This is a genomic window from Gallalistipes aquisgranensis, assembly GCF_014982715.1.
Lineage (GTDB): Bacteria > Bacteroidota > Bacteroidia > Bacteroidales > Rikenellaceae > Gallalistipes > Gallalistipes aquisgranensis.
In genome coordinates this window covers 668,901-695,605 of sequence record NZ_JADCJY010000001.1, presented here as the reverse complement: position 1 = coordinate 695,605, position 26,705 = coordinate 668,901, and the positions used below count along the sequence as shown (strand labels likewise).

Here is a 26,705-nt window from a genome sequence, read left to right as displayed (position 1 = left end):
TTAAAAATAAAAAACTATCTTTGCCCACTATAAGACCGTAATACCTCAGAAAATGACACAGGAAGAACTTTTCAAGAAGCTGATCGCACACTCCAAGGAGTACGGATTCATCTTTCCCTCGAGCGAAATCTACGACGGGCTGAGTGCCGTATACGACTACGGGCAGATGGGTGTGGAGCTGAAAAATAACATCAAGAAATACTGGTGGGATTCGATGACCCGACTCCACGAGAACATCGTGGGGATCGACGCCGCCATCTTCATGCACCCCAAAACGTGGGAGGCATCGGGCCACGTGAGCGCCTTCAACGATCCGCTGATCGACAACCGCGACTCCAAGAAGCGCTACCGCGCCGACGTGCTGATCGAGGACTGGCTGGCCAAACAGGACGAGAAGATCGGGAAAGAGGTCGAAAAGGCCCGCAAACGTTTCGGCGAATCGTTCGACGAGCAGATGTTCCGCCAGACCAATCCCCGCGTGCAGGAGCACCAGGCAAAACGCGACCAGATACACGAACGCATGACCAAAGCGCTCAACGACAACGATCTGACCGAATTGCGGCAGATCATCCTCGACTGCGAGATCGCCTGTCCCATTTCCGGCACACGCAACTGGACCGAAGTGCGCCAGTTCAACCTGATGTTCGAGACCAAGATCGGCTCGGTAGCCGAAGGGGCCAACACGATCTATCTGCGTCCCGAGACGGCGCAGGGTATTTTCGTCAACTTCCTCAACGTGCAGAAGACCGGACGCATGAAGATTCCGTTCGGTATCGCCCAGATCGGAAAGGCGTTCCGCAACGAGATCGTGGCCCGTCAATTCATCTTCCGCATGCGGGAGTTCGAGCAGATGGAGATGCAGTTCTTCGTACGTCCGGGCGAGGAGCTCAACTGGTTCAAGCAGTGGAAGGCCACCCGCATGAGCTGGCACCGGGCCCTCGGTTTCGGCGACGACAAATACCGCTTCCACGACCACGACAAACTGGCCCACTACGCCAATGCCGCCACGGACATCGAATTCGAATTCCCGTTCGGCTTCAAGGAGGTGGAGGGTATCCACTCCCGCACCGATTTCGACCTGAGCCAGCACCAGAAGTTCTCGGGCCGCAAGATGCAGTATTTCGACCCGGAGACGGGCGAAAGCTACGTGCCCTACGTGATCGAGACCTCGATCGGCGTGGACCGCATGGTGCTCCAGGTGCTCTCGGCCGCTTTCACGGAAGAAAAGCTGGAGAACGGCGAAGAGCGTGTGGTGCTCCGCATCCCCGCACCCATCGCACCGGTCAAGGTGGCCGTGCTGCCGCTGGTGAAGAAGGACGGACTGCCCGAAATCGCCCGCGAGATCATCGCATCGCTCAAGTTCGACCATAACGTGCAGTACGACGAAAAGGACAGCATCGGCAAGCGCTACCGCCGTCAGGACGCCATCGGCACCCCCCTCTGCGTGACGGTGGACCACCAGACGCTGGAGGATCGCACGGTCACCGTCCGCCACCGCGACACGATGGAACAGCACCGGGTGGCGATCGCCGAACTGCCTTCGATCGTGGAGAACGAGGTGAGCCTGCGCACGCTGTTCGCCAAACTGGTCTGATCCCGACGGGGTCCCGGAAAGAGCGGGACACCGATTCATTTTATACTAAGAAAGCTGCCTTCCGGCAGCTTTCTTTTCGTAACTTCGCCTCCGGCGTATAATGATTCAAAGAGATGAAAATAGAAAAATTACAATCTTTATCAGATGACATTTTAGACGAGTTGCTGTCGGTATGGGAAAAGTCTGTACGCAGTTCTCATCATTTTCTAAAGGAAGAAGATATAGAATACTTCAAACCATTAGTGAGAAACCAATATTTTCCGGCAGTCGAACTCTTCGTTGCACGCAACGAGAACGGACGGATCGCCGCATTTATGGGATTAAGCGACGACATGCTGGAAATGCTGTTCGTATTGCCCGAAGAACAAGGACGCGGCTATGGCAAAGCATTCGTGGAGTATGCCGTCAGCAAATGCAATATCCACAAAGTGGATGTCAATGAAGACAACGAGCAGGCTTACAAATTCTATTTGCACATGGGCTATAAGGTCGTAGGACGGGACGAGTTGGATTCTTCGGGCAAACCTTTTCCCATCCTGCACTTACAGCAACCGCAACAAAAAGGATAAGCGCCTGGAAATCGCACGGTTGCCAAATCGCCACCCGCGGCCTCCCAAATACTCCGCGGCATGTCTATTCCTCAAACGGTTGGGTCTGACCGTTGAAAATCCGACATAACTTCATTGCGCTGAAAGACAAAAAGTGCCGTTCATTACAAGCTATGAACGGCATTTTTCTTATATTTGTCAGACATAACCCGAACTACCATGAAAAAACTGCAACTCCTGCTGGGTGGCCTGTGCCTGGCAACGACGCTTGCCGCCGGCAATCCCGGTGCGCCCGACCTCTCGAAAGAGAAAACCCTCTACCTGATCCCCTACTCCCATCTGGACACCCAGTGGCAGTGGGACTACCCCACCACCATCGACACCTACCTGAAAAGGACGCTCGACGAGGGATTCGCCCTGCTGGACAAATACCCGGAATACCTGTTCAACTTCACCGGATCGCGGCGCTACGCGATGATGAAGGAGTACTACCCGGAGCGGTACGAACGGATGAAAAAATACATAGCCGAAGGACGCTGGATCGTCAACGGGTCTACGGTCGACGAAATGGACGTGGTGAATTCCGGTCCCGAATCCTACCTGCGTCACTTTCTCTACGGAGCCGACTTCGCCCGCAGGGAGTTCGGCGTCGAAGCGCTCGACTTCTCGCTGCCCGACTGTTTCGGGTTCCCCGCCACGCTTCCCACGCTGGTCTCCCATGCCGGTCTGAAAGGATTCACCACCCAGAAACTGTCGTGGCAGGCGGCCAACCCCATCCCCTTCAACTTCGGCATCTGGCGCGGCCCTGACGGCAGCGAGATCTACGCCGGACTGAACTGCATGGACTACACGGGCAAAGTCCCCGAAAATTTCGACATCGACCCCGAATTCACCGACCGGATCAACCGTGCGGGAAAAAGCACGGGGCTCTATGCGGACATGCGCTACTACGGCGTGGGCGACCGGGGAGGCGCTCCCCGCGAGAGCGATTTCCTCAACGCACTGGAGGCCTCGAAGCGGCACCGCAATTTCAACATCCGCCTCTGCGGCATGGATCAGCTGTTCCGGGACATGGAGCACCAGAAGGGTTATTCGCTTCCCACCTACGAAGGCGACCTGCTGCTGGTGGAGCACTCGGCCGGTACGCTCACCTCGCAGGCTTACATGAAACGCTGGAACCGCAAGAACGAACGCCTGCTCCAGGCAGCCGAACGCGCCGCATCGCTGGCCGCGATGCTCGGCACGAGCGACTATCCGGCGGAACGCCTCCACAAGGCATGGGACCTGCTGCTCGGCTCGCAGATGCACGACATGATCCCAGGCTCGTCGATCTCGAAAGTGTACGAATACAGCCACAACGACGAGGTACTCGTGATGAATCTCGCCTCTTCGGTGCTCACCAATGCGGTGGGTGCCGTCAGCAGGAGTCTCGATACGAAGACGGAAGGAATTCCCGTCATCGTCTACAACCCGGTCGAACGACCCCGGCAGGACATTGCCGAGGCGACCGTGGAGTTCGCGCAGGTTCCTGCCTCCGTACGGGTCACCTCACCCGAAGGGAAAGAGGTCCCCGCCCAGATCATCGGAACGGACGGACGGCGCACGAAACTGATCTTTCTGGCCGACATGCCCGCCTCGGGCTATGCGGTCTATTCGGTGACCCCGGCCGAAAAACCGGCCGCCTCCCCGCTTCGCGTGACGGACAACACGCTGGAAAACGACCGCTACAAGGTGATGATCGACCGGAACGGGGACGTCTGCTCCGTATACGACAAACGGGCCCGCCGCGAACTGCTGCGCGAAGCGGCCCGCTGGGAACTCTGTTACGAACACCCCCTGAGGTTCCCCTCGTGGAACATGGAGTGGGCCGACCGCCAGCTGCCCGTCAAGGAGTACGTGTCGGGGCCGGCCCGGGTCCGGATCGTGGAGAACGGTCCCGTGCGTGTGGCCATCGAGGTGGAACGCACGCTGCGCGGCAATATGTTCCGGCAGGTGATCTCACTCGCGGCCGGCGAACCGGGAAACACGGTGCGGTATGACAACACGGTGAAGTGGCAGATGCGGGGCCGGTCGCTCCGCGCCTCCTTCCCGCTTACCGTCTCGGCGCCCAAAGCCACCTACAACTGGGAATCGGCCACCGTACAGCGCGACAACAACCGCTCGCACAAGTTCGAATCGCCCTCCCACGAGTGGTTCGACCTGACCGACCGCAGCGGCAGTTACGGGGTCTCCGTACTGGAAGACTGCAAGAACGGTTCCGACAAGCCGAACGACAGTACCCTGCGCCTCACGCTGCTCTACACGCCCCACGCCAACCGCGAATACTACGGCGTATGGCAGGACTGGGGCGAACACGCATTCAGTTATGCCCTCTACGGTCACGAAGGAAGCTGGCAGAAGGCCGGCAGCGACAGGCGCGGACGCTTCTTCAACGAACCGCTGCTCACGTTCCTGCCCGGGGAGAAGCACGCCGGACCGCTCGGCCGTTCGGTTTCGGCCGCCTCGGTCGACAAATCCAACGTGAAGATGCTGGCCATGAAACGGGCCGAACATGCCGACGGGTACTACATCGTCCGTTTCAACGAACATTACGGCAACACCCTCACCGACGACGTGCAGGCCCGGTTCTGCCGGAAGATCGCGGATGCCTACGAAACGGACGGCCAGGAGCGGCGGACGGGCCCGGCCGACTTCACTCCCGACGGGCTCCGCTTCACGATGGGACGCTACGGCATCCGCACGTTCGCCGTCCGGTTCGAAGCGCCGGAGACGGTCCCCTCCGTACGGTGCACGCCGGTGGAACTGCCTTTCGACACGGATGCGGTGAGCCTGAACACCGACCGCAGCGACGGGGAAATGGCCCAAGGCTCCTCCTTCGCCGGGGAACTGTTCCCCGAAACGCTCACGGTGGACGACATCGTCTTCAGACTGGGCGACACGGCTCCCGGAGCGCACAATGCGGTGAGCCTACGCGGCCAGCGGATCGCTCTGCCCGCAGGAGACTACGACAGACTCTACCTGCTGATGTCCGCCGACCGGGACACCGAAGGGGTAAAAATCAAAGTGGACAGCAAGAGTTTCCCGATCGACGTGCAGAGTTGGCAGGGCTATATCGGCCAATGGGAACGTAGACTGACGGACAACACACTGAGCGACGTGCTGTACGGCATCGAAACGGGTTACATCAAACGCGACCCGGTAGCCCTGCTCGGCACCCACCGCCATACGCCCGAGGGCGATCTCTCCTACCGGTATTCCTATATATACAAATACTCCATTCCGGTGAGCGGAGCTTCGACGCTCGAACTGCCCTCCGCTCCGGGCGTGAAACTCTTCGCCGTCACCGCGGCAGGAGGTACGAACGACCGGGTCGTTCCGGCCATGGACTTGTACGACAATTTCGACGACCGGGAGCCGTTCGAACTGCTGTACCCCACCTCGTACGTCAGAGAGGGCACGGAAGAGTTCGGAAAATCCTGCCACTATCTGGGTTCCAAAGGATGGACAGGGCTCAACCGGCAGAAAAACGGCACGCTGAAAGACCAGCCCGCACGGCTCGATGCTACGGCTTCGGCCGACGATCCCGCGACGAAGTCGAACCGGACTGTCCGGTACTACTGCCTGCCGTTCGGCCCGGAAGCATCGCCGTCGGGCAGCACGCAGCCCGTGGAGTGCCCGGCCATGACGGACGGCAAACTGGGTCCGGACAGGAACCGCACGGCCCGCTACTACGAAGAGGGCGAAGGACGTTATCTGCTCGACCTGGGGCGGACAGTCACACTCAAAGGAATTACGACCACCTCCTTTATCGCCACGAAGAGCGGCCCGGTACGCTACACGCTCTGGGTCAGCACCCGTTCCGGAGCGAAAGCGACCGCGGCCGATCCCGCAGCGGAAGGCTGGACCTACGTGACCACGGTCTCACCCCGCGGCATTTCACCGATGAACGCACAGGTATCCGTCGTGGAGGTCCCGCAGGGCGTGAAAGCCCGCAAAGTGCTGCTTATCTCGCTCGGAGCCCACTCCCCGGAGGCTTTCGACGAAATCGATCTGTTCACCGAATAGAAACGACGGAAAGAGGGACGTATCCGTTCCTCTTTCAAAAAGACCGCCGCCTATCGGCATGGAAGACAATTGCTCCGTCACGGTATCCGCTGACGGAGTAATTTTTCGTCATTTCCACGGATTCGGTCCGGTTACTCACATGATCCCGCCCCACCGGTCGCAGTACCGGAAATTAAAACAAATCCCAATAGACGACCGGGTCCGGTCACACTTAACGCTTTCTTAATCTCCCCTTCATATTCGCGTAACATGCGTGATGTATGTTTGTGCCCGAAAATCAAGTACCGTTCCGATGGATTCTTCGACACAAACACGAAAAACATCCGATCTGCTCTTCATACTCTGGGCCGGCGGGGCCGCACTGCTCTCCTACGCATTGGTCTACGCGCTGCGGAAACCCTTTACCGCGGCGACTTTCGACGGGCTCGAAATACTGGGTATGGATTACAAAACAGCGACCAGTATCGTGCAAATCGCCGGTTACATGCTCGCCAAACTGCTCGGTATCAAGTTCATCTCCGAGCTCAAACGCGAGAACCGGCTGCGTTTCATCATCGGTTCCGTCGCAACGGCGGAGCTCTCCCTGCTCCTTTTCGCCATGCTGCCCCAGCCGTTCAATATCCTCGCCCTCTTTTTCAACGGCCTCTCGCTGGGATGCATGTGGGGCGTAATCTTCAGTTTCCTCGAAGGACGGAGGCTGAGCGGCGTGCTGGCCAGCATCATGGGGCTGAGCATCGCCTTCAGCTCGGGACTGGCCAAATAGCTCGGACTTTTCCTGGTACACGACCTGGGAATCGGCGAATTCTGGATGCCCGCAACTATCGGGGCCGGAGCTTTCCCGCTCCTCGTCCTGCTGGCCTTCGCACTGAACCGGCTTCCCGATCCCACGCCCGAAGACGTGGCATCCTGCACCGAACGTATTCCGATGGACGCCCGGCGCCGCAAGAGCATTTTCCTGCGCTTCGCACCGCTGCTCTGCATGCTCTTCCTCGCCAATCTCTTCATTACCGTCATGCAGGACATCAAGGAAGACTTCCTCGTGAAACTCGTCGATACCTCGCAGTTCTCGTCGTGGGCCTTCAGCGGTATCGACAGCCTCGTCACCCTGATTATCCTGGGGGTGTTCCTGCTCATTTCGCTCATCCGCAACCACCGGACCGTACTCATCGCGCTGCTGGCGCTCGTGACGGCCGGCATGACCGGACTGGCCGGCGTCGCCTACTGGTACGACAGCCTGCGACTGTCCCCCGTGCTCTGGCTCTTCATTCAGAGCCTCGGGCTCTACACGGCCTATCTGAGTTTCCAGACCCTCTTTTTCGAGCGTTTCGTCTCCTGCTTCAATATCCGGGGCAACGTAGGCTTCTTCATCATTACCATCGACTTCGTCGGTTATCTCGGCACCGTATGCGTCCTCGTTTTCAAAGAGGCTTTCGTCTCCGACCTGAACTGGATCGAATTCTACAACACGATGGTCACCGTGCTCGGCTCGCTCTGCTGCCTGCTCTTCATCGGCAGCATCGGCTGGCTGACCCGCAGGGAGGAGCGGAAACCCTATCGCATCAGGCGCAGGGAACCTCGCGCCGTGCTCTCCGTCAATATGCAATAATCCTTTAACATTCGACAGATATGAAACAGATAAAATGCGTCATCATGGATTGGGCCGGAACCGCCGTCGATTACGGTTGTTTCGCCCCGCTGAACGCCTTCCTCAAAGTGTTCTCAGAGGAAAAAGGCATCGAAATCACGCTCCGGCAGGCCCGGGAACCCATGGGGATGCTCAAAATCGACCACATCCGCGCCATTCTCTCCATGCCCGACGTCCGGGAAAAATTCACAGTCCGTTACGGCCGCGACTGGAACGAAACGGACGTCGAGGAGATGTACCGGAGTTTCGAAAAGCACCTTTTCGCTTCGCTGACCGAATTTACCGAACCGATCCCCGGAGTGGTCGAAACGCTCGACTCGCTTCGCAGGCAGGATATCCGTATCGGTTCGACGACCGGCTACACGGCACAGATGATGGAGGTCGTCCGTCCGGGAGCCGCCGAAAAGGGATATGTCACGGACTTCCTCGCCACGCCCGACGGACTTCCGGCAGGTCGTCCGGCACCCTATATGATCTTCCGCAACCTGACCGAATTGGCCATTCCCTCGGTGCAGGAGGCCGTTAAGGTAGGCGACACGCTCTCCGACATCCGGGAGGGCATAAACGCCGGTGTCTGGAGCGTCGGCGTCATTACCGGCAGCAATGAAATGGGGATAACCGAAGCGGAATACGCCCGGATTCCGGACGGAGAGCTGGCCCGCATGAAAGAGGAGGTCCGGCGACGGATGCTCGGTGCGGGAGCCCACCATGTGCTGGACAACATCACCGAACTGCCCGCCTATATCGAAACACTGAACGAACGACTCAACAAATAAGCGAACACAAGACATGAAAAGGAACTATCTGCTGCTGACCCCGGGACCGCTGAGCACATCGGAAACTGTCAGGGAAGCGATGATGCAGGACTGGTGTACATGGGACAAAGACTATAACGAAGGAATCGTCATGCCGCTGCGCCGCGGCCTGCTGGAAATAGCCGGTCTCGACGAAGAGCGCTACACTACCGTTCTGCTGCAGGGCAGCGGCACCTACTGCGTCGAGGCGACCATAGGATCGTCGGTCGGTCCGAAAGACAAACTGCTCATTCTGGCGAACGGGGCCTACGGCAAGCGTATGGCCCGGATCGCGGATTATTACCGGATCGACTACGCACTCGTCTCACTGAGCGAAACCGAGCTCATTACAGGCGATGTGGCCCGCAAAGCGCTGGATGCGCATCCCGGCATCACGCATCTTTCAATGGTTCACAGCGAGACCACGACCGGACTGCTGAACCGCATCGACGAAGTCGCCGAAGTGCTTCGCGGCCGCGGCATCACTTTCATCGTGGATGCCATGAGCAGCTTCGGCGGCGTACCCATCGACATCGAAAAACTGGGAATCGACTTTCTGATCAGCAGCGCCAACAAGTGTATCCAGGGGGTTCCGGGGTTCGGGTTCATCATCGCCCGCCGGGAGAAGATGCTCGCCACGAAAGGAAACGCCCGGTCGCTCTCACTCGACATCTATGACCAGTGGGAAACGATGGAACAGGGCAAGGGCAAATGGCGCTTCACATCGCCGACACACGTCGTACGGGCCTTTTATCAGGCCATGCAGGAACTGAAGGAGGAGGGCGGCATCGCTGCCCGACACCGCCGTTACGAGGAAAACCACCGGCGGCTGGTCGGGGGAATGCGCGAACTGGGCTTCCGTCCGCTGCTCTCCGACGACAAGCAGGGCTGTATCATCACCTCGTTTTACTATCCGTCGCAGGATTTCGACTTCCAGGATTTCTACAACAGGCTCAAAGCGAAAGGCTATGTCATCTATCCGGGTAAAATATCCGAGGCCGACACCTTCCGCATCGGCAACATCGGCGACATATATCCCTCGGACATCGACGGTCTGCTCGCAGCCGTACGGGAAGTGCGCCTAACAGGAGAGTAATCGTCCGTATCCGCCTCGGGGAAATCCGAACCGGGAAACGGCAACGCCTGTGCGGACGACGTTCCCCGCAGAAAACGAAGCTCCCGACACTTTTGTCGGGAGCTTCGTTTCTATTCGGACGTTCCCTTTCACCCGGATTTCTGCGAACCGCCGGGCAGCAGGGGGAACCTTCCTCTACATTCCGAATCCGGTCGGAACCCTATACCCCGCTGAACGAACTGAAACCGCCGTCGACCGGCAGAACCACGCCCGTAATGAAGCTGGCCGCCTCCGAACAGAGGAACTGTACGGCCCCGTTCAGTTCCGTGATATCGCCGAAACGTCCCATGGGGGTCTTCGCCAGCACCTTCTTGCTCCGTTCGGTCAGGCTGCCGTCGGGATTAATCAGTACGGCCCGGTTCTGGTCGCCGATAAAGAAGCCGGGAGCCAGCGCATTCACCCGGATACCCTCGCCGAACTTCATGGCCATCTCCATGGCCATCCATTGCGTGAAGCTGATGATGCCCGTCTTCGCCACCGAATAACCCAATACCCGGGTAATGGCCGAATAGGCTGCCATCGAAGAGATGTTGATCACGCTCCCCGAGCCCTGGCCGGCCATCACTTTGCCCAGCACCAGCGTCGGGTAGACCGTCCCGTTCAGATTCAGACGGGTCACCTTGTCGTAATCCTCGATTTTCATGTCGAAAATCGTCTGGTCCACCGTGAGCGTGGCACCCGGCATGTTGCCTCCGGCCACATTGACCAGGATGTCGATCCGGCCCCACGTCTCCACGATGCGGTCGCGGACCCTCTCGAGGCTCGGAATATCGAGCACGTTCGCCTCGAAGCCGACCGCCTCGCCTCCCGCGGCACGCAACTCCTCCACCCGTTTGTCCAGTTGTTCCTTCCGGATGTCCAGCGCCACCACACGGGCTCCCTGACTGATGAAATGACGGGCGATACTGCCGCCCAGAACGCCTCCGGCACCCGTAATCACGGCCACCTTCCCGGCAATGCTGAATTGTTCGTTCATAGTGAGTTTATTTCGTTTCAGATTCTGCCTTCTTCGATCTCCTTCCGCACCGCAGCCATCATTCCGCGCACCTCCCCAAGCGCATACATGCGTCCCAGGAACGAATAGCCCGGATTGTCTCCCCTGCCCACGTCGCCCGGCATGAGCAAGCCGTGGTCCACCCTCATCGGCACTTCCGGCCGCCGTTTCTCGAAAACACGAATCACCTCGACCAGACGGCCCCGGCCCTCCGTGTGGGGCGCTTCCACGAAATTTCCGTTGTCGAAGGCATCCGTGCTGCGCAGATGCACGAAATGGGTGCGGTCGGCATACCGTCCGGCCAGTTCGGGCACATCGTTATGCAGACCGCTGCTCAGCGATCCCGCACAGAACGTCAGCCCGTTGGCAGGCGAATCCACCGCACTCAGCAGCCAGTCGATATCCTCCCGGCCCGTCACGATGCGGGGCAGGCCCAACACCTGGTACGGCGGATCATCCGGATGCACGCAGAGCCCGATCCCGTACCGCTCGGCCACGGGGGCCACGGCTTCCATGAAGTATTTGAAATTGGCCCGGAGACGGTCGCGGTCGATTCCTTCGTACCGCGACAACAACTGCCGGAAAAGCGAAACCGGATCGCGGTCTCCCTCCCGGATATTGCCGTTGATGAACCCCTGAGTCTTGACGATGATCGTATCCACGAGCCGCTCCCTCTCCTCCTCGGTGACGGTTGCAGCCAACTCCTCGACCGCAGCCAGTTCCTGCTGCGTATAATCCCGCTCGGCCCCTTCGCGTGCCAGTATCCGGCAGTCGAAATAGGCGAAACGTATCCTGTCGAAATAGAGCGTATAGTTCCCCTCCGGGGTTGGACGGAGCAGATCGGTGCGAATCCAGTCGATCACCGGCATGAAATTGTAACACACCGTCCGGATACCGGCCCGCCCCAGATGTTCGAGCGAAACCCGGTAATTCTCCAACAGACGGTCCCGGTCGGGAGAGCCCCACTTGATCCCTTCGCTGACGGGAAGACTCTCCACGACCGACCATCGCAGCCCGGCCCCGGCGATATAGTCCCTCAGCCGCACGATCTCCTCTTCGGGCCAGACTTCCCCGTTCGCAATCCCGTGCAGGGCTGTCACGATCCCCTCTACACCGATCGACTTCAACTCTCTCAATCCGATCCGGTCGTTTTTCCCGAACCAGCGCCATGTAAGTTCCATAATATTCCGTATTCGTTGGACCGATACCGCAAAATTAATCGAAACGGGCTTTCCGCGATCGCAAACCGGTCCGAATCCGTATCACTTTCGTCCGGAAACGCCTTTCAGCCGCTTCGCGGGATCGACGGGCTCACCGAAATCGGGTGTTCCGTCGGCCCGGAAACGAAAACGCTGCATCCGCACCTCCCGGTTCCAGCCGGGCGTCTTCTCCTTTTTCGTGTGATAGATGATGTAATGTTTCCTGCCGTCGGGCGAAGTCGTAAAACTCGCATGCCCCACCCCGTGCGTGTACTCGTTGTCCTCGAACACCGGCTTGTCGCTCTTGATCCAGCTCTCCCGCTTCAGGGGATCGGCGTCGGGCGAACGCAGCCTCAGCCAGGAGAGTTTGTAGGTATCCAGCCACGACTGGCCGCAGGAGTAGACGATGAACGTATCGTCGCCGTGCTTGAGCACCTGGGGGCCTTCGTTGATAGGAAGCTCGCCGCCGGCCAGTTCGTAGGGAGTGTCCGGCTCGGAGATCAGCACGCGGGGCGTAACCGTCGTCCACGGATTCGACATCTCGGCGATGTAGAGGTTCTGTGGGGTCTTGTCGGTCGCCTCGGACGACTCCCATCCCGACCAGATACCATAGAGTTTGCCCCGATGCTCCATCAGGGTCATGTCGATGGCCCAGCGGTTGGAATCCCACTTGCCGAGCGTATCGCCCGTATAGACCATTCCCTTATCGACATAGTCTCCCGTCGGATCGTCCGTGACCGATTCGAGCACCCCCGTCCGTTGATGGACGTAGGGAGGTCCCGACCACCCGGCGGCATAGAAGATATACCACTTCCCCTGCCACCAATGCAGTTCGGGAGCCCAGACGCAGGTGCTGTTCCAGCGCCCCTTCCCGGGCCGCCAGACCAGCTGTCCCTCCCCGATCGCCTGAGGCCGGTCGGAGACGGAGACACAGATACCGCCTTTTCCCCCGCCGCAATAGTAATAACGTCCTCCGCGCTCGATCACCCAGGGATCGGCCCCCCGTTCGAGAATCGGATTGGTATAGTACTGACGGGCACACCCGACGGCGGTCATGCCCGTCAGTGCCAAAAGAAAAAGATTTTTCAGTCCCATGATTCCGCCGTTCCTTTAGTTCCGGATCGCACCGTCACGCCGCATGGATTTCCCTTCCCAAAGCCGTTTGGACGACCATTCGGCAGCAGGGGCCGACCAGAAAGGATCGTCGGCCGGCAGACCCAGCGGCAGGAATACGAACGTGCAGAGGTAGGCGCTGCCGGTGGAGACATATCCGTCCGCCATACCGGGCTGGTGCCCGCAGAAGCCGAGTGTCAGCCATCCGTCCTTGTCGAAGGTCTCCGGCACGAGCTGGCGTTTGATGACGGCGGTCAGGGCACAGCGCACCTGCGCCGGCTCGATATAAAGGGGCAGTTTCTTCATCAGCGACACCTGGGCAAGCGCCTGGAAGGCACCGAAACGGTACCCCATCGAGCGACCCAGCACGGGATAGGTTCCCTCGGGCGAGATCAGTTTCTCCTGCTGCTCGGCGAAACGGATGAACCGGCGCAGCTCGGTGTCGTAGAATCGGGTGGAATCGAGCCCCTGGGCACGCAGTTCACCCAGCACGTCGACCATCATGGGCTGGATCACGTAGCTGTTGTAGTAATCGAGGTGGAAATTGGCTCCGTCGCCGTACCACCCGTCACCCTTGTACCACTCTTTATGCTTGCGCAGGGCGTAGTCGATGGGGCCCATTTCGCACTCGCCCGTGAAATGGAGCAGGGCGGCCTCGATGATGGCCGAAAACATCAGCCAGTTGGACTGGCCGGGCTTGATTTTGCGGGAAGCCTTGAACTCCTTCACGATCCGGGCCTTGGTCACCTCGTCCAGACGGGGCCACACCCGGTCGCGGCTGCGCAGGAGGCCGTGGGCGAAAAAGGCTGCGTCCACCAGCGGCTGGCCGCCCGGACCGTCGAAACGCAGGTAATCGGGCGAAGCGGGATCGACGGCGTTCGCGATAGCCTTCACGACCGTCGCGGTGAACTCCTCCCTCAGCCGGCCTTCCGGCGTGTCGTCGGGCGGAAGGTTGAGCCACGGAGCCACGCCGCAGAACGAACGGCCGAGCGCCTCCAGATGGGTCACACCCTTACGCTTGCCCGTATTCATCCCGTCGTTGGTCTCCACGGGCATACTCTTGCGCAGGGTGTTCCGGCTCAGGTTGTCGAACACGGGGCGGGCGATCTTCACCATCGTCTCCACCCAATACTCCCGGTCGCTCTGCACGGGAGCCTCCTTTTTCTTTTTCCCGGCCTGGGCGCCGCAGACCACGGCACAGGCCAATATCGTCGTAACAATGATCTTTTTCATGGTTTCCCTTGTATTAATACTTCAACTCCAGCATCTCCTTACCGGCCAGCAGGAAGGCTCCCACGCCGTACACCTCGGTCATATCGGCCCGCACCTTGCCGGGAGCCGCTCCGATGGGCTGTACCGACCCGAGACGGCCGTTCTCGTCCACATACCCTTTGAGGGCTTCCCATCCCCGGACGGCAGCCTCCTTGTAGCGGTCGTCCGTCAGGACCTTGTGGTTCACACCCCAGGCCAGGCCGAAGACGAAGAAGCCGGAACCGCTGTTCTCGGCCAGCGGATAGGCCACCGGATCGTACAGGCTGGCATGCCACGAACCTTTCTCGTCCTGCAGGGGCAGGATGGCATCGGCCATGCGGCGGTAAAGGTCGAGATAGTACCCGTAGGTGTAATGGTCCTTGGGCAGGTGCTCCAGGATCAGGGCCAGCCCGCCGAACACCCAGCCGTTCCCGCGTCCCCAGAACACCTTCTTCCCGTTAGGTTCCTGGCGGCCGATGAACCGTCGGTCACGGTAGAAGAGGCCGTCTTCGGGACTGAAGAGCGAATCGGTCGAGAGCTTGTACTCCCGGTCGAGGAACTGGAGGTACTTTTCATCGCCGGTCACGTTGTACATCTCCACGAACACGGGCGGAGCCATGAAAAGGGCGTCGCACCACGACCAGCGGTCGGAACCGCCCTTCACGCCGTGCCACAGGGGCACCGTCGAGGGAAACCACACCAGATGGTCGAGCCGCCGGCGCGTCTGGTCGATCATTTCGGGCCGCCCGAACTTGCGGTACATCCCCACGTACATCTGTCCCACACAGAGATCGTCCGCATGATACACCCGGCGCAGGAAACCCCATTTAGCCTTCTCGCCGATCTCCATCAGGAAATCATAGTATCTGGAATCCCCCGTATAATCGGCCCACTCCAGCAGGCCGCGGTAGAGCGCACCGTTGGTCCAGTCCAGCGGATTGTGCTTCACTTCGGGAAAATGTTCGATCTGCCATGCGGCCACCCGGTCGATCAGACGCCGGTCCTCGGTTTTGTTCTTCTTCGCCGCGGCCGTGCAGAAAACGGCGGCCGACAGCAGGGTCGTCAACAGAATTTTCTTCATTTCATTACTTATCGGTTAATAGATTGCTGCGCGGTCTTCCGACCGTATGCAAAACAACTACTTTTTCGGGCAAGGAAATAAAAAAACACGGTCAAATAATGGAAATTTCCGGGCAATACCCGGGACGGCCGCCTTCCCGTTTCCTTTTTTCCCGGATTGTTTATTACTTTAGGGTCAAATATAGTCAGAAATTTACCATGAAAGGTCTTCTTGCGACCCTGTTTTTCACGCTTTCGGTCTGCGGGACGTATGCCGCGGCCGACGACAACACGCCGCTCCGTTTCCGCCGTCACCAGGTGGACGACGGACTTTCGGAGAACACCGTCTTCTGCATTCTCCAGGATCGGGAGGGATACATGTGGTTCGGCACCAAGGACGGGCTGAACCGTTTCGACGGCATCAACTACAAAATATACCGCAACACGGGCAAACCCGGCTGCCTCGGTAACAGTTTCGTCCGCAGCATGGCCCTCTCGGAGACGGGCGAACTATGGCTCGGCACCGACGTGGGGGTCTGGATCATGGACATGGAACGGGAGACGTTCCGCCGCTTCGACCTGAAAAGCGAGGCGGGTTCGCGGCTGAACCGGGAGGTGCACTCGATCTGCATCGACACGAAAGGCCGCGTATGGATGGGTTCCAACGAGGGACTGTTCCTCTACGAACCCGACAGCGACCGGACCGTGCGGTTCCTTCCCGGGAACAGTCCGCACACGATTCCCTCGTCGGTCGTCTGGAAGGTATTCCAGGACCGGGGCGGCTCCGTATGGGCCGGCACACGGGAAGGACTGGTCAAATACGACGAGGCGACAGGGACTTTCACACCCGTCCTCGACCCGCAGGCGAAAATGGTGGGCGACGACGAAATACTCTCCATCTGCGAGGACGCCAACGGCTTCCTCTGGCTGGGCACCTGGTCCGGCGGGCTGAAGAAACTGGACCGCGGCACCCGGACGTTCACGTCCCGGTTCGGTCACGGCAGCGGAAACGAAATATCCCATATCCGCACCATCTTCGACTTTTCGTCCGATCATCTGCTGGTCGGGTCGGACGACGGGCTCTACCGGGTGAACAAGGCCGACTGGAACGTCCGCCGCATCGACCGTGCGGACTTCGTCTCCGGCCTCAGCGACAAGAACGTGTACAGCATCTACAAGGACCGCGAGGACGGCATCTGGATCGGCACCTACTTCGGCGGGGTGAACTATCTGGTCCGGAACAACATCGACATCTACACGAGAGACCCTGCCGGACGGGCGCTCACCGGACGGGCCGTCAGCCAGTTCTGCGAAGACGCCGCGGGAAACCTCTGGATCGCCACCGAAGACGGAGGCCTCAACTATTTCAACACCCGGACCAATTCCTTCGAGAACCACCGGGTGCCGCACGGGATCAGTTACCACAACCTGCACGCCCTGATGCTCGAGGAAAACCGGTTGTGGATCGGCACCTTTTCGCGGGGAATCGACGTCTGCCGGCTGCCGGGCGGCCCGATCCGCAACTACCGGCACAGCGACCGCGACTCGTCGTCGGTGAGCGACAACTGCATCTTCTCCATCTACCGGAACCCGGCCGGGGAAATCTATGTGGGAACCGCCGTGGGGCTCGACCGCTACGACCGGAAGCGGGACCGTTTCCAACGGATGCTCCGCGTGACGACCTACGTGATCGACATCCGGGAAGATACCCGGGGCAATCTCTGGGTAGCCACCTGCGGCAGCGGCCTCTACCGTTACGACCGGAAAAAGGGAACATGGCACCACTATCTCCACGAGGAGGGGAACGAACATTCGCTCGCCCATAACAAGGCGACAGGTCTCTATATCGACAGCCGGGACAGGCTGTGGGTTTCGACCGAAGGGGGCGGCATTTCGGTGTACGACTACGCGCAGGACTGCTTCACCACCTATTCGGACAGGGACGGACTGGCCAACAACGTGGTGTACGGCATTCTGGAAGACGCCTCGGGCAATCTCTGGTTCAGCACCAACCGGGGGATCAACCGTTTCAATCCGGAAGACTCCACCGCCCTGCTCCACTACACCCAGATGGACGGTCTGCAAAGCAACGAGTTCAACTACCGCTCCAGTTACCGGGCCCGCGACGGGAAGTTCTATTTCGGAGGAATCAACGGGTTCAATGCCTTTCGGCCGGACGACCTGCCGTTCAACGAGACCGAGCCCCCGGTGAAAATCCACTCGATCCGGTTTCTGAACGACAGCGACCAGACGTTCGAAGAGAATATCCGTCGGCAGCTCCGAACCGGCACCCGAATCACGCTTCCACACAACCGCAGTTCGTTCACCGTGTCGTTCGTGGCGCTGAGCTACAAGGCCCCGGCCCGCAACGAATACGCCTACATGCTGGAGGGTGCCGACGAGACCTGGAGTTACCCCACCGACCACAAGAGCGTGACGTACGTCAACCTGGCGCCCGGCGACTACACGTTCCGTGTGAAGGCCTCTAACAACAACGGGGTTTGGAACGAGACGGGCGACTCCCTGCAGATCGAAATCCTGCCCCCGTTCTGGCAGAGCGGCTGGGCCAAATTGCTCTATGCGGCGCTGCTGGCGTGGATCGTCTTCGTCATCATCCGTTACTACAAGTACAAATACAAGAAACGTTCCCGGGTGAAGATGGAGGAGTTCCGCGTCATCGAAGAGAGAAAGAGCATGGAATCGAAACTCAGTTTCTTCACCTCGATCGCACACGAAATACGCACGCCCGTAAGCCTGATCAAGGCACCTCTGGAGGCCGTCCTCTCCTCCGGCGAAGGATCGGAGGAGACTCGGGAAAACCTCCAGATCATCGAACGCAACTCGGAACGGTTGGCCGAGCTGATCAACCAGCTGCTGGATTTCCGCAAACTGGACACCGACCACTACAAACTGCGCTACCAGGCCGTCTCCCTCTATGACTTTCTCAAGGATCTGATCGCCGAATTCGACACGCTGGCCCGGGAACGTGAGGTCTCGCTCATCTTCGAGGCCGATCCCGAGGCCCGCACCACGATCATATCGGACCGGGATGCGCTGACAAAAATCTGCACGAACCTGCTGAGCAACGCCATGAAGTTCGCCGCCGGCAACATCACGGTCCGGCTGAAACGGACGGAAGGCGAGGCTTATACAGTCACAGTGGCCGACGACGGACCGGGCATCCCCGACGCGATCAAGGAACGTGTGTTCGAACCCTTCTTCCAGTCCGATTCGAACTCCGGACAGGGCACGGGCATCGGGCTTTCGCTGGCCCGGCTGATGGCGGAAAAACTGGGAGGCGAACTTACTTTGGGGGACAACAGGCCCCACGGGAGCCTCTTCACGTTCACCTTCCGGTCGCTGGAAAAACCGCAGGTCCGGCCGGCCGACATCACCGAAGAAAAAGAGGAGACCGCATCCGACAAACCCACCATCCTGTTCGTGGACGACAACGAGGAGATCCGCAGGTTCATCCACAACAACTTCCGCCCGCAGTACCACCTGCTGACGGCGGACGGGGCCGAAAGCGCCCTGAAGATCATGGAAAGCCACAGCGTGGACCTGCTGATCCTCGACATCATGATGCCGGGCACGGACGGTCTCACGCTGGCCCGGAGCATCCGCGAGAACCCCGACTACTGCCACATCCCGATCATCCTCCTTTCGGCCAAGACGGGCATCGAAACCAAAGTGGAGGGACTGGAGAGCGGAGCCGACGTATTCATCGAGAAACCCTTCTCTCCGGCCCACCTGAGGGCCCAGATCGACAGCCTGCTGGCCAGCCGCAACCGGATGTACGAAGCCTTCTCGCACACGCCCGTCTCACTCTGCGGCAACCTGGTGAAAAACAACAAGGACAGGGACATGCTCTCGCGGGTCAACGCCGAGATCGAAAAGCACATCTCCGATCCGGAGTACAACGTGGACATGCTTTCGGAGGAGCTGGGATTCAGCCGTTCGAACCTGCAGCGCAAGCTGAAAGGGGTATGCGGCATGACCCCAAACGACTACCTGCGCACCTACCGGCTCAAACGGGCTGCGGAACTCCTTTCGGAAGGCATCTACCGGGTGAATGAAGTCTGCTATCTGGTCGGGTTCAACTCCCCCTCCTATTTTGCGAAATGCTTCGCAAAACAGTTCGGGGTGCTGCCCAAAGAGTACAACAAAGAGCAATAGCACCCCGAACCGGGAATGAAACGTACGGTATGAAACAATCTCAGCGGCGCGAGAAAAAGGCATGGGTCCGCTCGGGCGAGAACAGTTCCCAGAGGGAAGCCACCGTCCAGCCAGGAGCGAAAATATCGTTATAATACCCTTTGCCGTTCTTGCCGTAATCCCAGGCCGTGTGCTGCACCACCTCGGGATAATAGCCCTCGCGGGCCACGCCGCACAGATGCCCCGGATAGGGAAGCAACTGGCGCATGGAGGTGTGGATGACTTTCGAGAAACCGGACAGGCGGTCGTCGCCGAACTCCCCGGCCAGGAAATCGAGTACGGCGGCGAACTCGAAGACGAAGACGTCGATGTGGTTATTCTCGACCGAGACGTTGCCCCAGCCGCGCGTCTTCAGCCCGATGTCGCCGAGCATCTGCCCGGGGGCGAAGGGAACGTCCCAGAGATAGTACCACGAAAGGGCGAAATAGGCGGCTTCCCGGCACAGGGCCGCATAACGTGCCCGCTCCTCTCCGCGCGTCACCAGCGTCAGATAATACATAGCCGTAGAGGCATAGAGCGAAGCCTCCTTGTCTTCGCAGTTGGCGTCGAGCGTGGAGGAAAAATAGTCGGACTTGTCGATGATCTCCCTTTCCAGATAACCGGCCGTGCGTTCGGCACACTCCAGATATTTCTTCTCTCCGAAATAACGGTAGGCCATCACCAGCGGCAGGGTCGCCGAAGAGGTGCTACCCCCGCCGGCATCCACCACCGAGAGGTCGTCCCCGAACTTACGGGGGAAACTGCCGTCGGCACCCTGCAGGCGGATCAGACGGTCGAGCAAATCCGTCACCCGCCGTTCCCATTGCGGGTGGCGGTTTCCGCGCCGCTTTTCGTAATCCAGGTAATACAACAGGGCATAGATTCCTTCGCTCTGGCGGCGAATGCTGAACACGTCCGTTTCGGTACCTTTGGCGAAATCGACCGATTCGCGCAGCAATCCGCCCGGCGTGAATCCGTGGGCCAGGTAACTGTCGAAAACGGCAGCGGCCCGGGCGGCCATCTCTCCGTCACCGTGTGCCTGCCCATACTCCAGCGCATTGAAAGCGTTGAGCAGCACGCGGCCGATGAATCCCACCTCGGCCATGCCGTTGGAACGGCAGTCGGCCGTACGCAAATGAACACCCGAAGTGAACTTGAGCGGGTAATCCGACACGTAAGCCTGAGTAAAATAACGGCTGAGCACCTCCTTCATCCTCTCCGGGGTATAGGGCGTTTCGACCGGACGGGGAGCAAGCGCCGCGTAGGAATACTCCCATACCCGGCGCACCAACTCCGAAAAATCCTCCGCACGGCCCGAAACGATCTCCCAGCCGAGCGTGAGCTCCTCACCGGCCCGAAGATGCTGGAACGCCCGGACGGAGGGTGCCAGCGTCAGTTTCCGCACGTAACTGCGGGGTGTCTCCCGATAGGGAAACCCGAAGCTGAGACAGGCCCGGCCGTCGAGGTTCTCGAAACCGGTGTATCCGAGCGAAGTACGGCCCGAGACGATCACCTCACCCTCCCGGTGGGTCGTCAGGGCGTCGCAGTCCGGCCGGTCGGTACGAAGCACCGACACGTACTTTCCGCCCTGCGGATCATAGACGGCGCAGAGCGGTGTGCTGAGACGATCCTCCCGCACCGTCCAGCTGTCCGCCACCTTGAACGAAGGCGCCCCTTCGGGCGAACGCAGATTCCGCCGGTACCAGAAACCCGGCATCAGAAACTGGCACTCCTCGTGCCGGTAACCGCTGGGTACCAGCTGGGCATAATGGAACCACACATCGTCCAGCGCTCTGAGGCGTACACTCACGCGGGTCGCATTCCCGCACTCCGATACGGTCAGCCCGATGCGCAGGGGCAGCGCCTCGCGCCCCACGAGTTCGTAATTTCCGCTCCCCGCCGGCCGGGCCTGCAGGGCATATTCCTTCGCGGAATTTCCGGGAACTTTCAACGACAAGCCATGACGTGCGGAAACGGGATCGTATGCCGCCTGCGAAGCCGCCGCCGTACCCGACAAAAGAAAAGCTGTACAAAGAATTTTTCCGATGGTTTTCATGCGTATTGATTGATTTTTATATAGGATTCTGTGTCCGGACCGTTCAGTTCTCCGCGACCGGAGTGGGAGGGGGTCCCAGATAGGAGCGTTTCATGCCGCCGAAATCGAGCACGATCTTCTGTATCACCACACCCGGGTCGCCGCAGACGATCTTCACCGTATTGCGCCCCGGCTTTCCGACGTGAAGGGTGGTCTTGTTCACGCGGCAGTTCTTCAGCACGTTCTCGTACCACGTCTGGGCATACTCGAACGAAGAGGTCGAGGGACGCATCAGGGCGCCGTCGTTTATCGTCACGCCGTAGCGCGTCTCCACGTTGGTCGCCTCGTGGCCGGCATACCCGGCTTCCGGCGTCAGCGGGAAGGTCGGCAACATGTAAGTATAGACATCCACGGAACCGCGGCTGAAACAGTAGAAATCGTACTCCAGACAGGGAGCGACGCTGCTGGCAGGGCTCTGCACCGGAGCGAGCGGATCGCCCAGCTGCACGGATACTCCCTCGTATCCCATGCCGGGGATCGTCCTCATTCGGATGTGTTCGTTCTCCCGTTTGCGATGGTATCCGGCGGCCCCGATCGAAACACAGCCGTTGTCTTCCACGAAGAGCCCCCGTATCTCCTCCGTCGATGGGGAGGCAGGATTGAACACCGAAACCAGTATCCGTTGGGTCTCCCCTGCGGCCGTCACCCCGATTTCCCCCAGCACACGATCGCCCACGGGAACCCTGTCCCAGTCGATCCGTACCGTCACCCGGGCCTGGGCGCTCTCCCCTTCCCGGGTATCGCAGACGATCCAGTCGTCCGACGGTTCGACTCTCCAATGCACCGGACCATCTCCACGATTGAACAGTTCGAAGAAATAGCTGCGGCGCGTATATTTGTTGAATGTCGGGAGGGCCCGGAAACTCCCCATCCCACGGAGCACGCTTTCCCCCTCGACCCAAAGTCCGAGAGAAGCCTGCGGAGCAGGTGTCACGGTCTCCGTGTTTTTCGGCAGCTCGAAATAGGAGGTCGTCACCCCCTGCACCATCGACATGACATGGTTCCACTTTCCGCCGCGGAGCGAATTGTATCCGCGGGTAATGATCTGCAGGCTGTCATGGCAACGTCTCACCTCGTCCCGCAGGGCATTGGCCGCAGGACGTCCCTGCATGGCATACCAGCGGTTTTTCTGGGCGGAAAGATGCATGCGGTTCATCAGTTCGGCACCCTTGACGGGATAGTAGACCAACTGATAGAAGGCATCGCGGCTCTCACCGGGCAGCTCCGCCATCAGGCGTCCGGCCTCCCGGGCGATCCGGGCATATTCCGCGAGACGGGATTCGGCCTCTCCGTAATCCGCGAAAGAGAAGTCGGTGTCGGTCACCCGTTCCCGGGGATACTTGTTGCTGTTCCATTCGTAACCCCACCCCATCGCTTCGGGTTTGCGGGCGAAAGCCAGTCGGTAATAGCTCCGCACGATGTCGTCCAGCCGGTCGCGATAGCGGTCGCCGAACATGGTCCCGAGCCACCGTCCGCCGAAAGAATCAGCCCGTTCGTAGCTGAAATCTTCCATATCGTAGGCCATGGCCAGAAAGAGGCTCACGGGAAACTCGCACGATTTGATGTCTCCCGCGTTGAGCAGCCAGATACGGTCGGCCGTAGCGTCGTAGGCCTTGCTCAGCTCCTCGTACATGAGCGAGGGAGGGGTCGAAGCGAGCCACAGATAGTCGTGCGGCTTACCCAGGTAGGAGGCGTGGTAATAGACGCCCGAACGCCCGGAACGTCTCCGTTCGCGGGGGCTGCTGAGCTGTTTCATGTAGCCGTAATTGTCGTCGGGCCAGATGATCGTCACGTCGTCGGGAAGCTCCAGCCCGGCCCGGTAGACATCCAGCACCTCCTTGTAGGGAGTGAATGCCTGCGGAATCCGTTCGGCAGGGAGCCCCGTCACTTCGGTCAGGATGCGGCGCTGGGAAGCGAGCGCGTCACCCAGCGTCTTCACCCGGTCCTTCATGTCCGCCCCGCCTTTCATCGCCTTGTCGTGCAGACCCCGCAGGGCCAGCGTGTAGACGTTTTCGTAGCGGTGGTTCTCCTCCACGCGCCGGCGCAGCACACGGTCAATCATGGCCCCGTTGCCCACGTAGTCCCACTCGCCCATCGTCTTGCGGTTCCATTCGCTGGAGTTGTTGAACAACAGCGGCTCGCAGTGTACCGACCCCATGACGATGGCGAAGGTATCGGCCACCATCTTGTTCTCGGGAATCCTGTTGAAGGCCGTCGAAGCCTCGTGCATGGCCGGACAGAGATAGTTCCCCTTCAGCCGCAACAGCAGTTCGCACACTTTGGCATAGGTCTTCGGCCCGATATTCCCCCGGTCGGTCTCGAACGTCCCGCGCGCCCAGCGGAGCAGACCCCAATCCTCGTCGTTGATGAATATGCCCCGGTAACGCACGGACGGCTCTTTCGACACAAACGGCCGAACCGCCAGCCGGAGTTCCCGGCGGCGGACGACGGGCACGTCGGCCCACCAGTACCACGGACTGACCCCGATCGCCTCCGATACGGAGAGCAAGCCGTAAGCCGTACCACGGCGGTCGCTGCCGGCCACTACCAGCGCCCGCCGCACACCGGGCAGGGGATTTTCGACCACCTGCACCCGGTAACTCTCCCAACGGCCCGAGAGGAGCGCCGTATCCAGTCTGCCCCGTTCGGCCAGCCTCCCGATCAGCCGGCTGTGCCCGACCGTCCCGGCAATCACGCACTCGGCAGGCAGACGCCCTTCCGAAACGGCCCGGACGGGAGCCCTGCGGCCCGTAACCCGCTGAATATCGTCCGCAAGCAGGGAAACCGCTTTCGACACCACGGTGTAATCGGCCGGATCGTAACAGAGCACGGCTCCGGTTCCTCCCCGTGTCAACGGGAAAATCGCCCCTTCCGCATCCGGCGCAGCAAGCCGCACCTGGGCAGCCGCGGAAGCGCCCCAGCCCGACAGGATCGCCAGAGACAGAATCTTTACACAAATCTTTTTCATCGTTTCACATTCATCGTTGTTCCCCGGCGGCATACATCGTTCCACGCCGTCCACTTCACCGCAGAGAGGGAATCGCCGCCGCATGAACCGGGCCCCGCGAGTATGAACGACAAACCCGCGACACACGACAACGACCATATTATCAATCCATTTAAAAGACCGTCCGGTCTGTCCGAAGACAGGCCCGGACGGTCTTTGCCATACTCATTCCGACCCGGTTACAGTTCGGAAGGGAGCGAATTCATCACCAGACGAAGACCGGAATGGTTGCCGCAATCGGCTTCGTTCGTGGTCTTACCGCGGGCGGAAACCCGGAAATAGGCGTTGTGACGGAAACTTCCGCTTCGGATGACACGCTGGGCGTTCTTAGCCGAGGTGACGTTCTCCGGATCGACCGTGGTCTTGCCCACCTGGTCCAGATAGAAGTCCATGTCGAAGGCATCCGAACAATACTCGAAGACGTTTCCGGACATATCGTAGATACCCAGCTCGTTAGGCTTCTTGGAACCGACGATGCTCGGACCGGTCTTGCTGTTTGTATATACGGCCACTTCGGAACTGTTGTTGCTGCCGCTGTACGTATAGCCCTGGCTGAGGTTTCCTCCGCGTGCGGCGAACTCCCACTCGGCCTCGGTCGGCATGCGCACCGTCACGCCCAACTCGGCGGAAAGCCATTCGCAGAACTGGGAGGCGCAGCCCCAGGTGAAGTTGGAGGCGGGCTTTTGATTACAGCCCGAAACCGGCGTGAATCTCAGGTTGGGTGCAGAGCCCGATACATTGAACGAGAAGGTACGTCCGCTGCCATTGTAGATCGCCTGGTCGTAATCGCGGCGGCGCGTACTCTGGTAGACGTTCAGGAAGGCACAGAGCTGCTCGTTGGTCACCTCGTACTTGCACATGTAGAAGTCGCGCGAAATGGTCACCCGGTGAACAGGCTCCTTACCGTAAGTATCCGCGGTAATGCAGGAGGAAATCGTCTCCGTATTGGGTTCGCCCATGTCGTAGGTTCCGTGCTCGACGAGCACCATCTGGTCTTTCGAGAAGTTGGGCAGAATCTCTCCCGTCCGGGTCGTGAACTGGATCGCCTCACCGTAGAAGGTGCCTTCGGCATTTTTGGCATAGGCACGCATGTAGTAAGTCGACCCTTTCTCCAGTCCGCTCGCCAGCGTATAGAAATTACCGATGCCCTGGCCGACTGCGGCATACTCCGCCGTTTCGACGGTTATGTCGGGCTCCGTACCCCAGCAGATACCGCGTTCGGTGGTCTCCGATCCGGCATCCATGACGACCTGGGCCGTCAGATAGGCCGTCCGGAAGCCCGGGAAGGCAGCGACGCTCTTGATGAAGGTCGAAGTCGTGAAGTCGACCTGCTCGCCGTACACCACTCCGTATTCGGCCGTTATGAAGTAAGGTTTCACGAAATACTGGGTAAGCTGCGACAGCCCCGTGAGTGCGGCCGTAAATTCGAAACCGCCCTGCTCCGCAACGACCTTCGTATCGTTCTCCACGGTGGGATCGCCGGTCTGGTTGTAACAGATACCGTATTCCAGCACTTCATTTCCTCCGTTGTCGGCGATCTGCATGACGACATCGGCGGAAATGGCCGTGATGTTCGTCACCTCGTCGATCAGGCACCAGCCTTCCGAAGGAGCGGCCAGCGTGGTGAAAGTGATTTCGTTGCCGTAGTGCACCGCTCCCGCCACGGTGACGAAGGAGCGGCCGTAATAGGTGGTGGCGACATCCAGACCCGAGATGGGAAGGGTGAACGTTCCGATCGGCTCGCCGCCCGTGATCTCCGCCTTATGGTCGTTTACGGTCGGAGAAGAGGTTTCGCCCCAGCAGAAACCCTTCGCCTCGATCGTTCCGATCCGGTTTTCCGTGATGTAGGCGGTACCCACCGCACTGGTACGGGTAATCTCCGAGAATTCGTACGTAAAGACCTGCACGTCCGGTTCGACGATGTCCTCCTGTTTGCAGGAAGCCAGCGCAGCCAGCGCGAACAGGCCGCAGATTCCTATTTTTATGATGTTTTTCATATCGGATTTCATTTA

The 26,705-nt window shown here is 59.7% G+C and carries 14 protein-coding genes and 1 pseudogene; 7 read left to right on the top strand and 8 right to left on the bottom strand.

From position 1 onward, the window contains the following. Window positions 1-52 precede the first annotated feature (52 nt). From INF32_RS02445 to phnW, 6 genes and pseudogenes are all read left to right on the top strand, one after another. Window positions 53-1,594 (top strand): glycine--tRNA ligase, encoded by a 1,542-nt coding sequence (locus INF32_RS02445; protein WP_226386828.1) that lies wholly within the window; start codon window positions 53-55, stop codon window positions 1,592-1,594. 113 nt (window positions 1,595-1,707) lie between these two features. Beyond that, window positions 1,708-2,163 (top strand): GNAT family N-acetyltransferase, encoded by a 456-nt coding sequence (locus tag INF32_RS02440; RefSeq protein ID WP_226386827.1) that lies wholly within the window; start codon window positions 1,708-1,710, stop codon window positions 2,161-2,163. A gap of 198 nt (window positions 2,164-2,361) precedes the next feature. Continuing rightward, window positions 2,362-6,207 (top strand): alpha-mannosidase, encoded by a 3,846-nt coding sequence (locus INF32_RS02435; RefSeq protein WP_226386826.1) that lies wholly within the window; start codon window positions 2,362-2,364, stop codon window positions 6,205-6,207. 292 nt (window positions 6,208-6,499) lie between these two features. Further along, window positions 6,500-7,813 (top strand): annotated as a pseudogene (locus INF32_RS02430) (DUF5690 family protein). Between the two features lie 20 nt (window positions 7,814-7,833). Beyond that, the gene (gene phnX / locus INF32_RS02425) at window positions 7,834-8,628 is read left to right on the top strand and encodes a phosphonoacetaldehyde hydrolase (RefSeq protein WP_226386825.1); all 795 of its coding nucleotides are present in this window, start codon (window positions 7,834-7,836) and stop codon (window positions 8,626-8,628) included. Between the two features lie 13 nt (window positions 8,629-8,641). Continuing rightward, complete coding sequence (gene phnW / locus INF32_RS02420; RefSeq protein WP_226386824.1) at window positions 8,642-9,742, top strand: 2-aminoethylphosphonate--pyruvate transaminase; 1,101 nt, start codon at window positions 8,642-8,644, stop codon at window positions 9,740-9,742. A 199-nt stretch (window positions 9,743-9,941) separates the two neighbouring features. Here the strand turns inward: phnW and INF32_RS02415 are convergent, their stop codons facing one another. The 5 genes from INF32_RS02415 to INF32_RS02395 all read right to left on the bottom strand — a co-directional run bounded on the left by INF32_RS02415 (window position 9,942) and on the right by INF32_RS02395 (window position 15,419). Beyond that, window positions 9,942-10,757 carry an SDR family oxidoreductase gene (locus INF32_RS02415; protein ID WP_226386823.1) on the bottom strand — a complete coding sequence of 272 codons (816 nt, stop codon included), beginning with the start codon at window positions 10,755-10,757 and terminating at the stop codon, window positions 9,942-9,944. A 17-nt stretch (window positions 10,758-10,774) separates the two neighbouring features. Further along, window positions 10,775-11,956, bottom strand: coding sequence for a mannonate dehydratase (gene uxuA, locus INF32_RS02410; protein ID WP_226386822.1), 1,182 nt, complete (start codon window positions 11,954-11,956; stop codon window positions 10,775-10,777). Window positions 11,957-12,037: 81 nt separating this feature from the next. Beyond that, complete coding sequence (locus INF32_RS02405) at window positions 12,038-13,069, bottom strand: glycoside hydrolase family 43 protein (RefSeq protein WP_226386821.1); 1,032 nt, start codon at window positions 13,067-13,069, stop codon at window positions 12,038-12,040. Between the two features lie 15 nt (window positions 13,070-13,084). Beyond that, window positions 13,085-14,320: a DUF2264 domain-containing protein gene (locus INF32_RS02400; protein ID WP_226386820.1), complete on the bottom strand. Its 1,236-nt coding sequence runs from the start codon at window positions 14,318-14,320 to the stop codon at window positions 13,085-13,087. A gap of 13 nt (window positions 14,321-14,333) precedes the next feature. Further along, window positions 14,334-15,419 carry a glycoside hydrolase family 88/105 protein gene (locus tag INF32_RS02395; RefSeq protein WP_226386819.1) on the bottom strand — a complete coding sequence of 362 codons (1,086 nt, stop codon included), beginning with the start codon at window positions 15,417-15,419 and terminating at the stop codon, window positions 14,334-14,336. 197 nt (window positions 15,420-15,616) lie between these two features. Between INF32_RS02395 and INF32_RS02390 the strand changes: the two genes are divergently transcribed. Further along, window positions 15,617-19,573 (top strand): hybrid sensor histidine kinase/response regulator transcription factor, encoded by a 3,957-nt coding sequence (locus INF32_RS02390; protein WP_226386818.1) that lies wholly within the window; start codon window positions 15,617-15,619, stop codon window positions 19,571-19,573. Between the two features lie 40 nt (window positions 19,574-19,613). Here INF32_RS02390 and INF32_RS02385 read toward each other — a convergent pair whose 3' ends face one another. From INF32_RS02385 to INF32_RS02375, 3 genes are all read right to left on the bottom strand, one after another. Further along, entirely contained in the window at window positions 19,614-21,647 is a 2,034-nt protein-coding gene (locus INF32_RS02385) for a hypothetical protein (protein WP_226386817.1), read from the bottom strand. 43 nt (window positions 21,648-21,690) lie between these two features. Further along, window positions 21,691-24,654, bottom strand: a complete 2,964-nt coding sequence (locus INF32_RS02380; RefSeq protein ID WP_226386816.1) for a glycosyl hydrolase 115 family protein — start codon at window positions 24,652-24,654, stop codon at window positions 21,691-21,693. A 218-nt stretch (window positions 24,655-24,872) separates the two neighbouring features. Further along, window positions 24,873-26,690 carry a formylglycine-generating enzyme family protein gene (locus INF32_RS02375; protein WP_226386815.1) on the bottom strand — a complete coding sequence of 606 codons (1,818 nt, stop codon included), beginning with the start codon at window positions 26,688-26,690 and terminating at the stop codon, window positions 24,873-24,875. Between the last annotated feature and the right edge of the window lie 15 nt (window positions 26,691-26,705).

Coding starts and splice junctions, on each gene's coding strand:
- INF32_RS02445 (WP_226386828.1), top strand. CDS start 53: ATGACACAGGAAGAACTTTTCAAGAAGCTGATCGCACACTCCAAGGAG.
- INF32_RS02440 (WP_226386827.1), top strand. CDS start 1,708: ATGAAAATAGAAAAATTACAATCTTTATCAGATGACATTTTAGACGAG.
- INF32_RS02435 (WP_226386826.1), top strand. CDS start 2,362: ATGAAAAAACTGCAACTCCTGCTGGGTGGCCTGTGCCTGGCAACGACG.
- phnX (WP_226386825.1), top strand. CDS start 7,834: ATGAAACAGATAAAATGCGTCATCATGGATTGGGCCGGAACCGCCGTC.
- phnW (WP_226386824.1), top strand. CDS start 8,642: ATGAAAAGGAACTATCTGCTGCTGACCCCGGGACCGCTGAGCACATCG.
- INF32_RS02415 (WP_226386823.1), bottom strand. CDS start 10,757: ATGAACGAACAATTCAGCATTGCCGGGAAGGTGGCCGTGATTACGGGT.
- uxuA (WP_226386822.1), bottom strand. CDS start 11,956: ATGGAACTTACATGGCGCTGGTTCGGGAAAAACGACCGGATCGGATTG.
- INF32_RS02405 (WP_226386821.1), bottom strand. CDS start 13,069: ATGGGACTGAAAAATCTTTTTCTTTTGGCACTGACGGGCATGACCGCC.
- INF32_RS02400 (WP_226386820.1), bottom strand. CDS start 14,320: ATGAAAAAGATCATTGTTACGACGATATTGGCCTGTGCCGTGGTCTGC.
- INF32_RS02395 (WP_226386819.1), bottom strand. CDS start 15,419: ATGAAGAAAATTCTGTTGACGACCCTGCTGTCGGCCGCCGTTTTCTGC.
- INF32_RS02390 (WP_226386818.1), top strand. CDS start 15,617: ATGAAAGGTCTTCTTGCGACCCTGTTTTTCACGCTTTCGGTCTGCGGG.
- INF32_RS02385 (WP_226386817.1), bottom strand. CDS start 21,647: ATGAAAACCATCGGAAAAATTCTTTGTACAGCTTTTCTTTTGTCGGGT.
- INF32_RS02380 (WP_226386816.1), bottom strand. CDS start 24,654: ATGAAAAAGATTTGTGTAAAGATTCTGTCTCTGGCGATCCTGTCGGGC.
- INF32_RS02375 (WP_226386815.1), bottom strand. CDS start 26,690: ATGAAAAACATCATAAAAATAGGAATCTGCGGCCTGTTCGCGCTGGCT.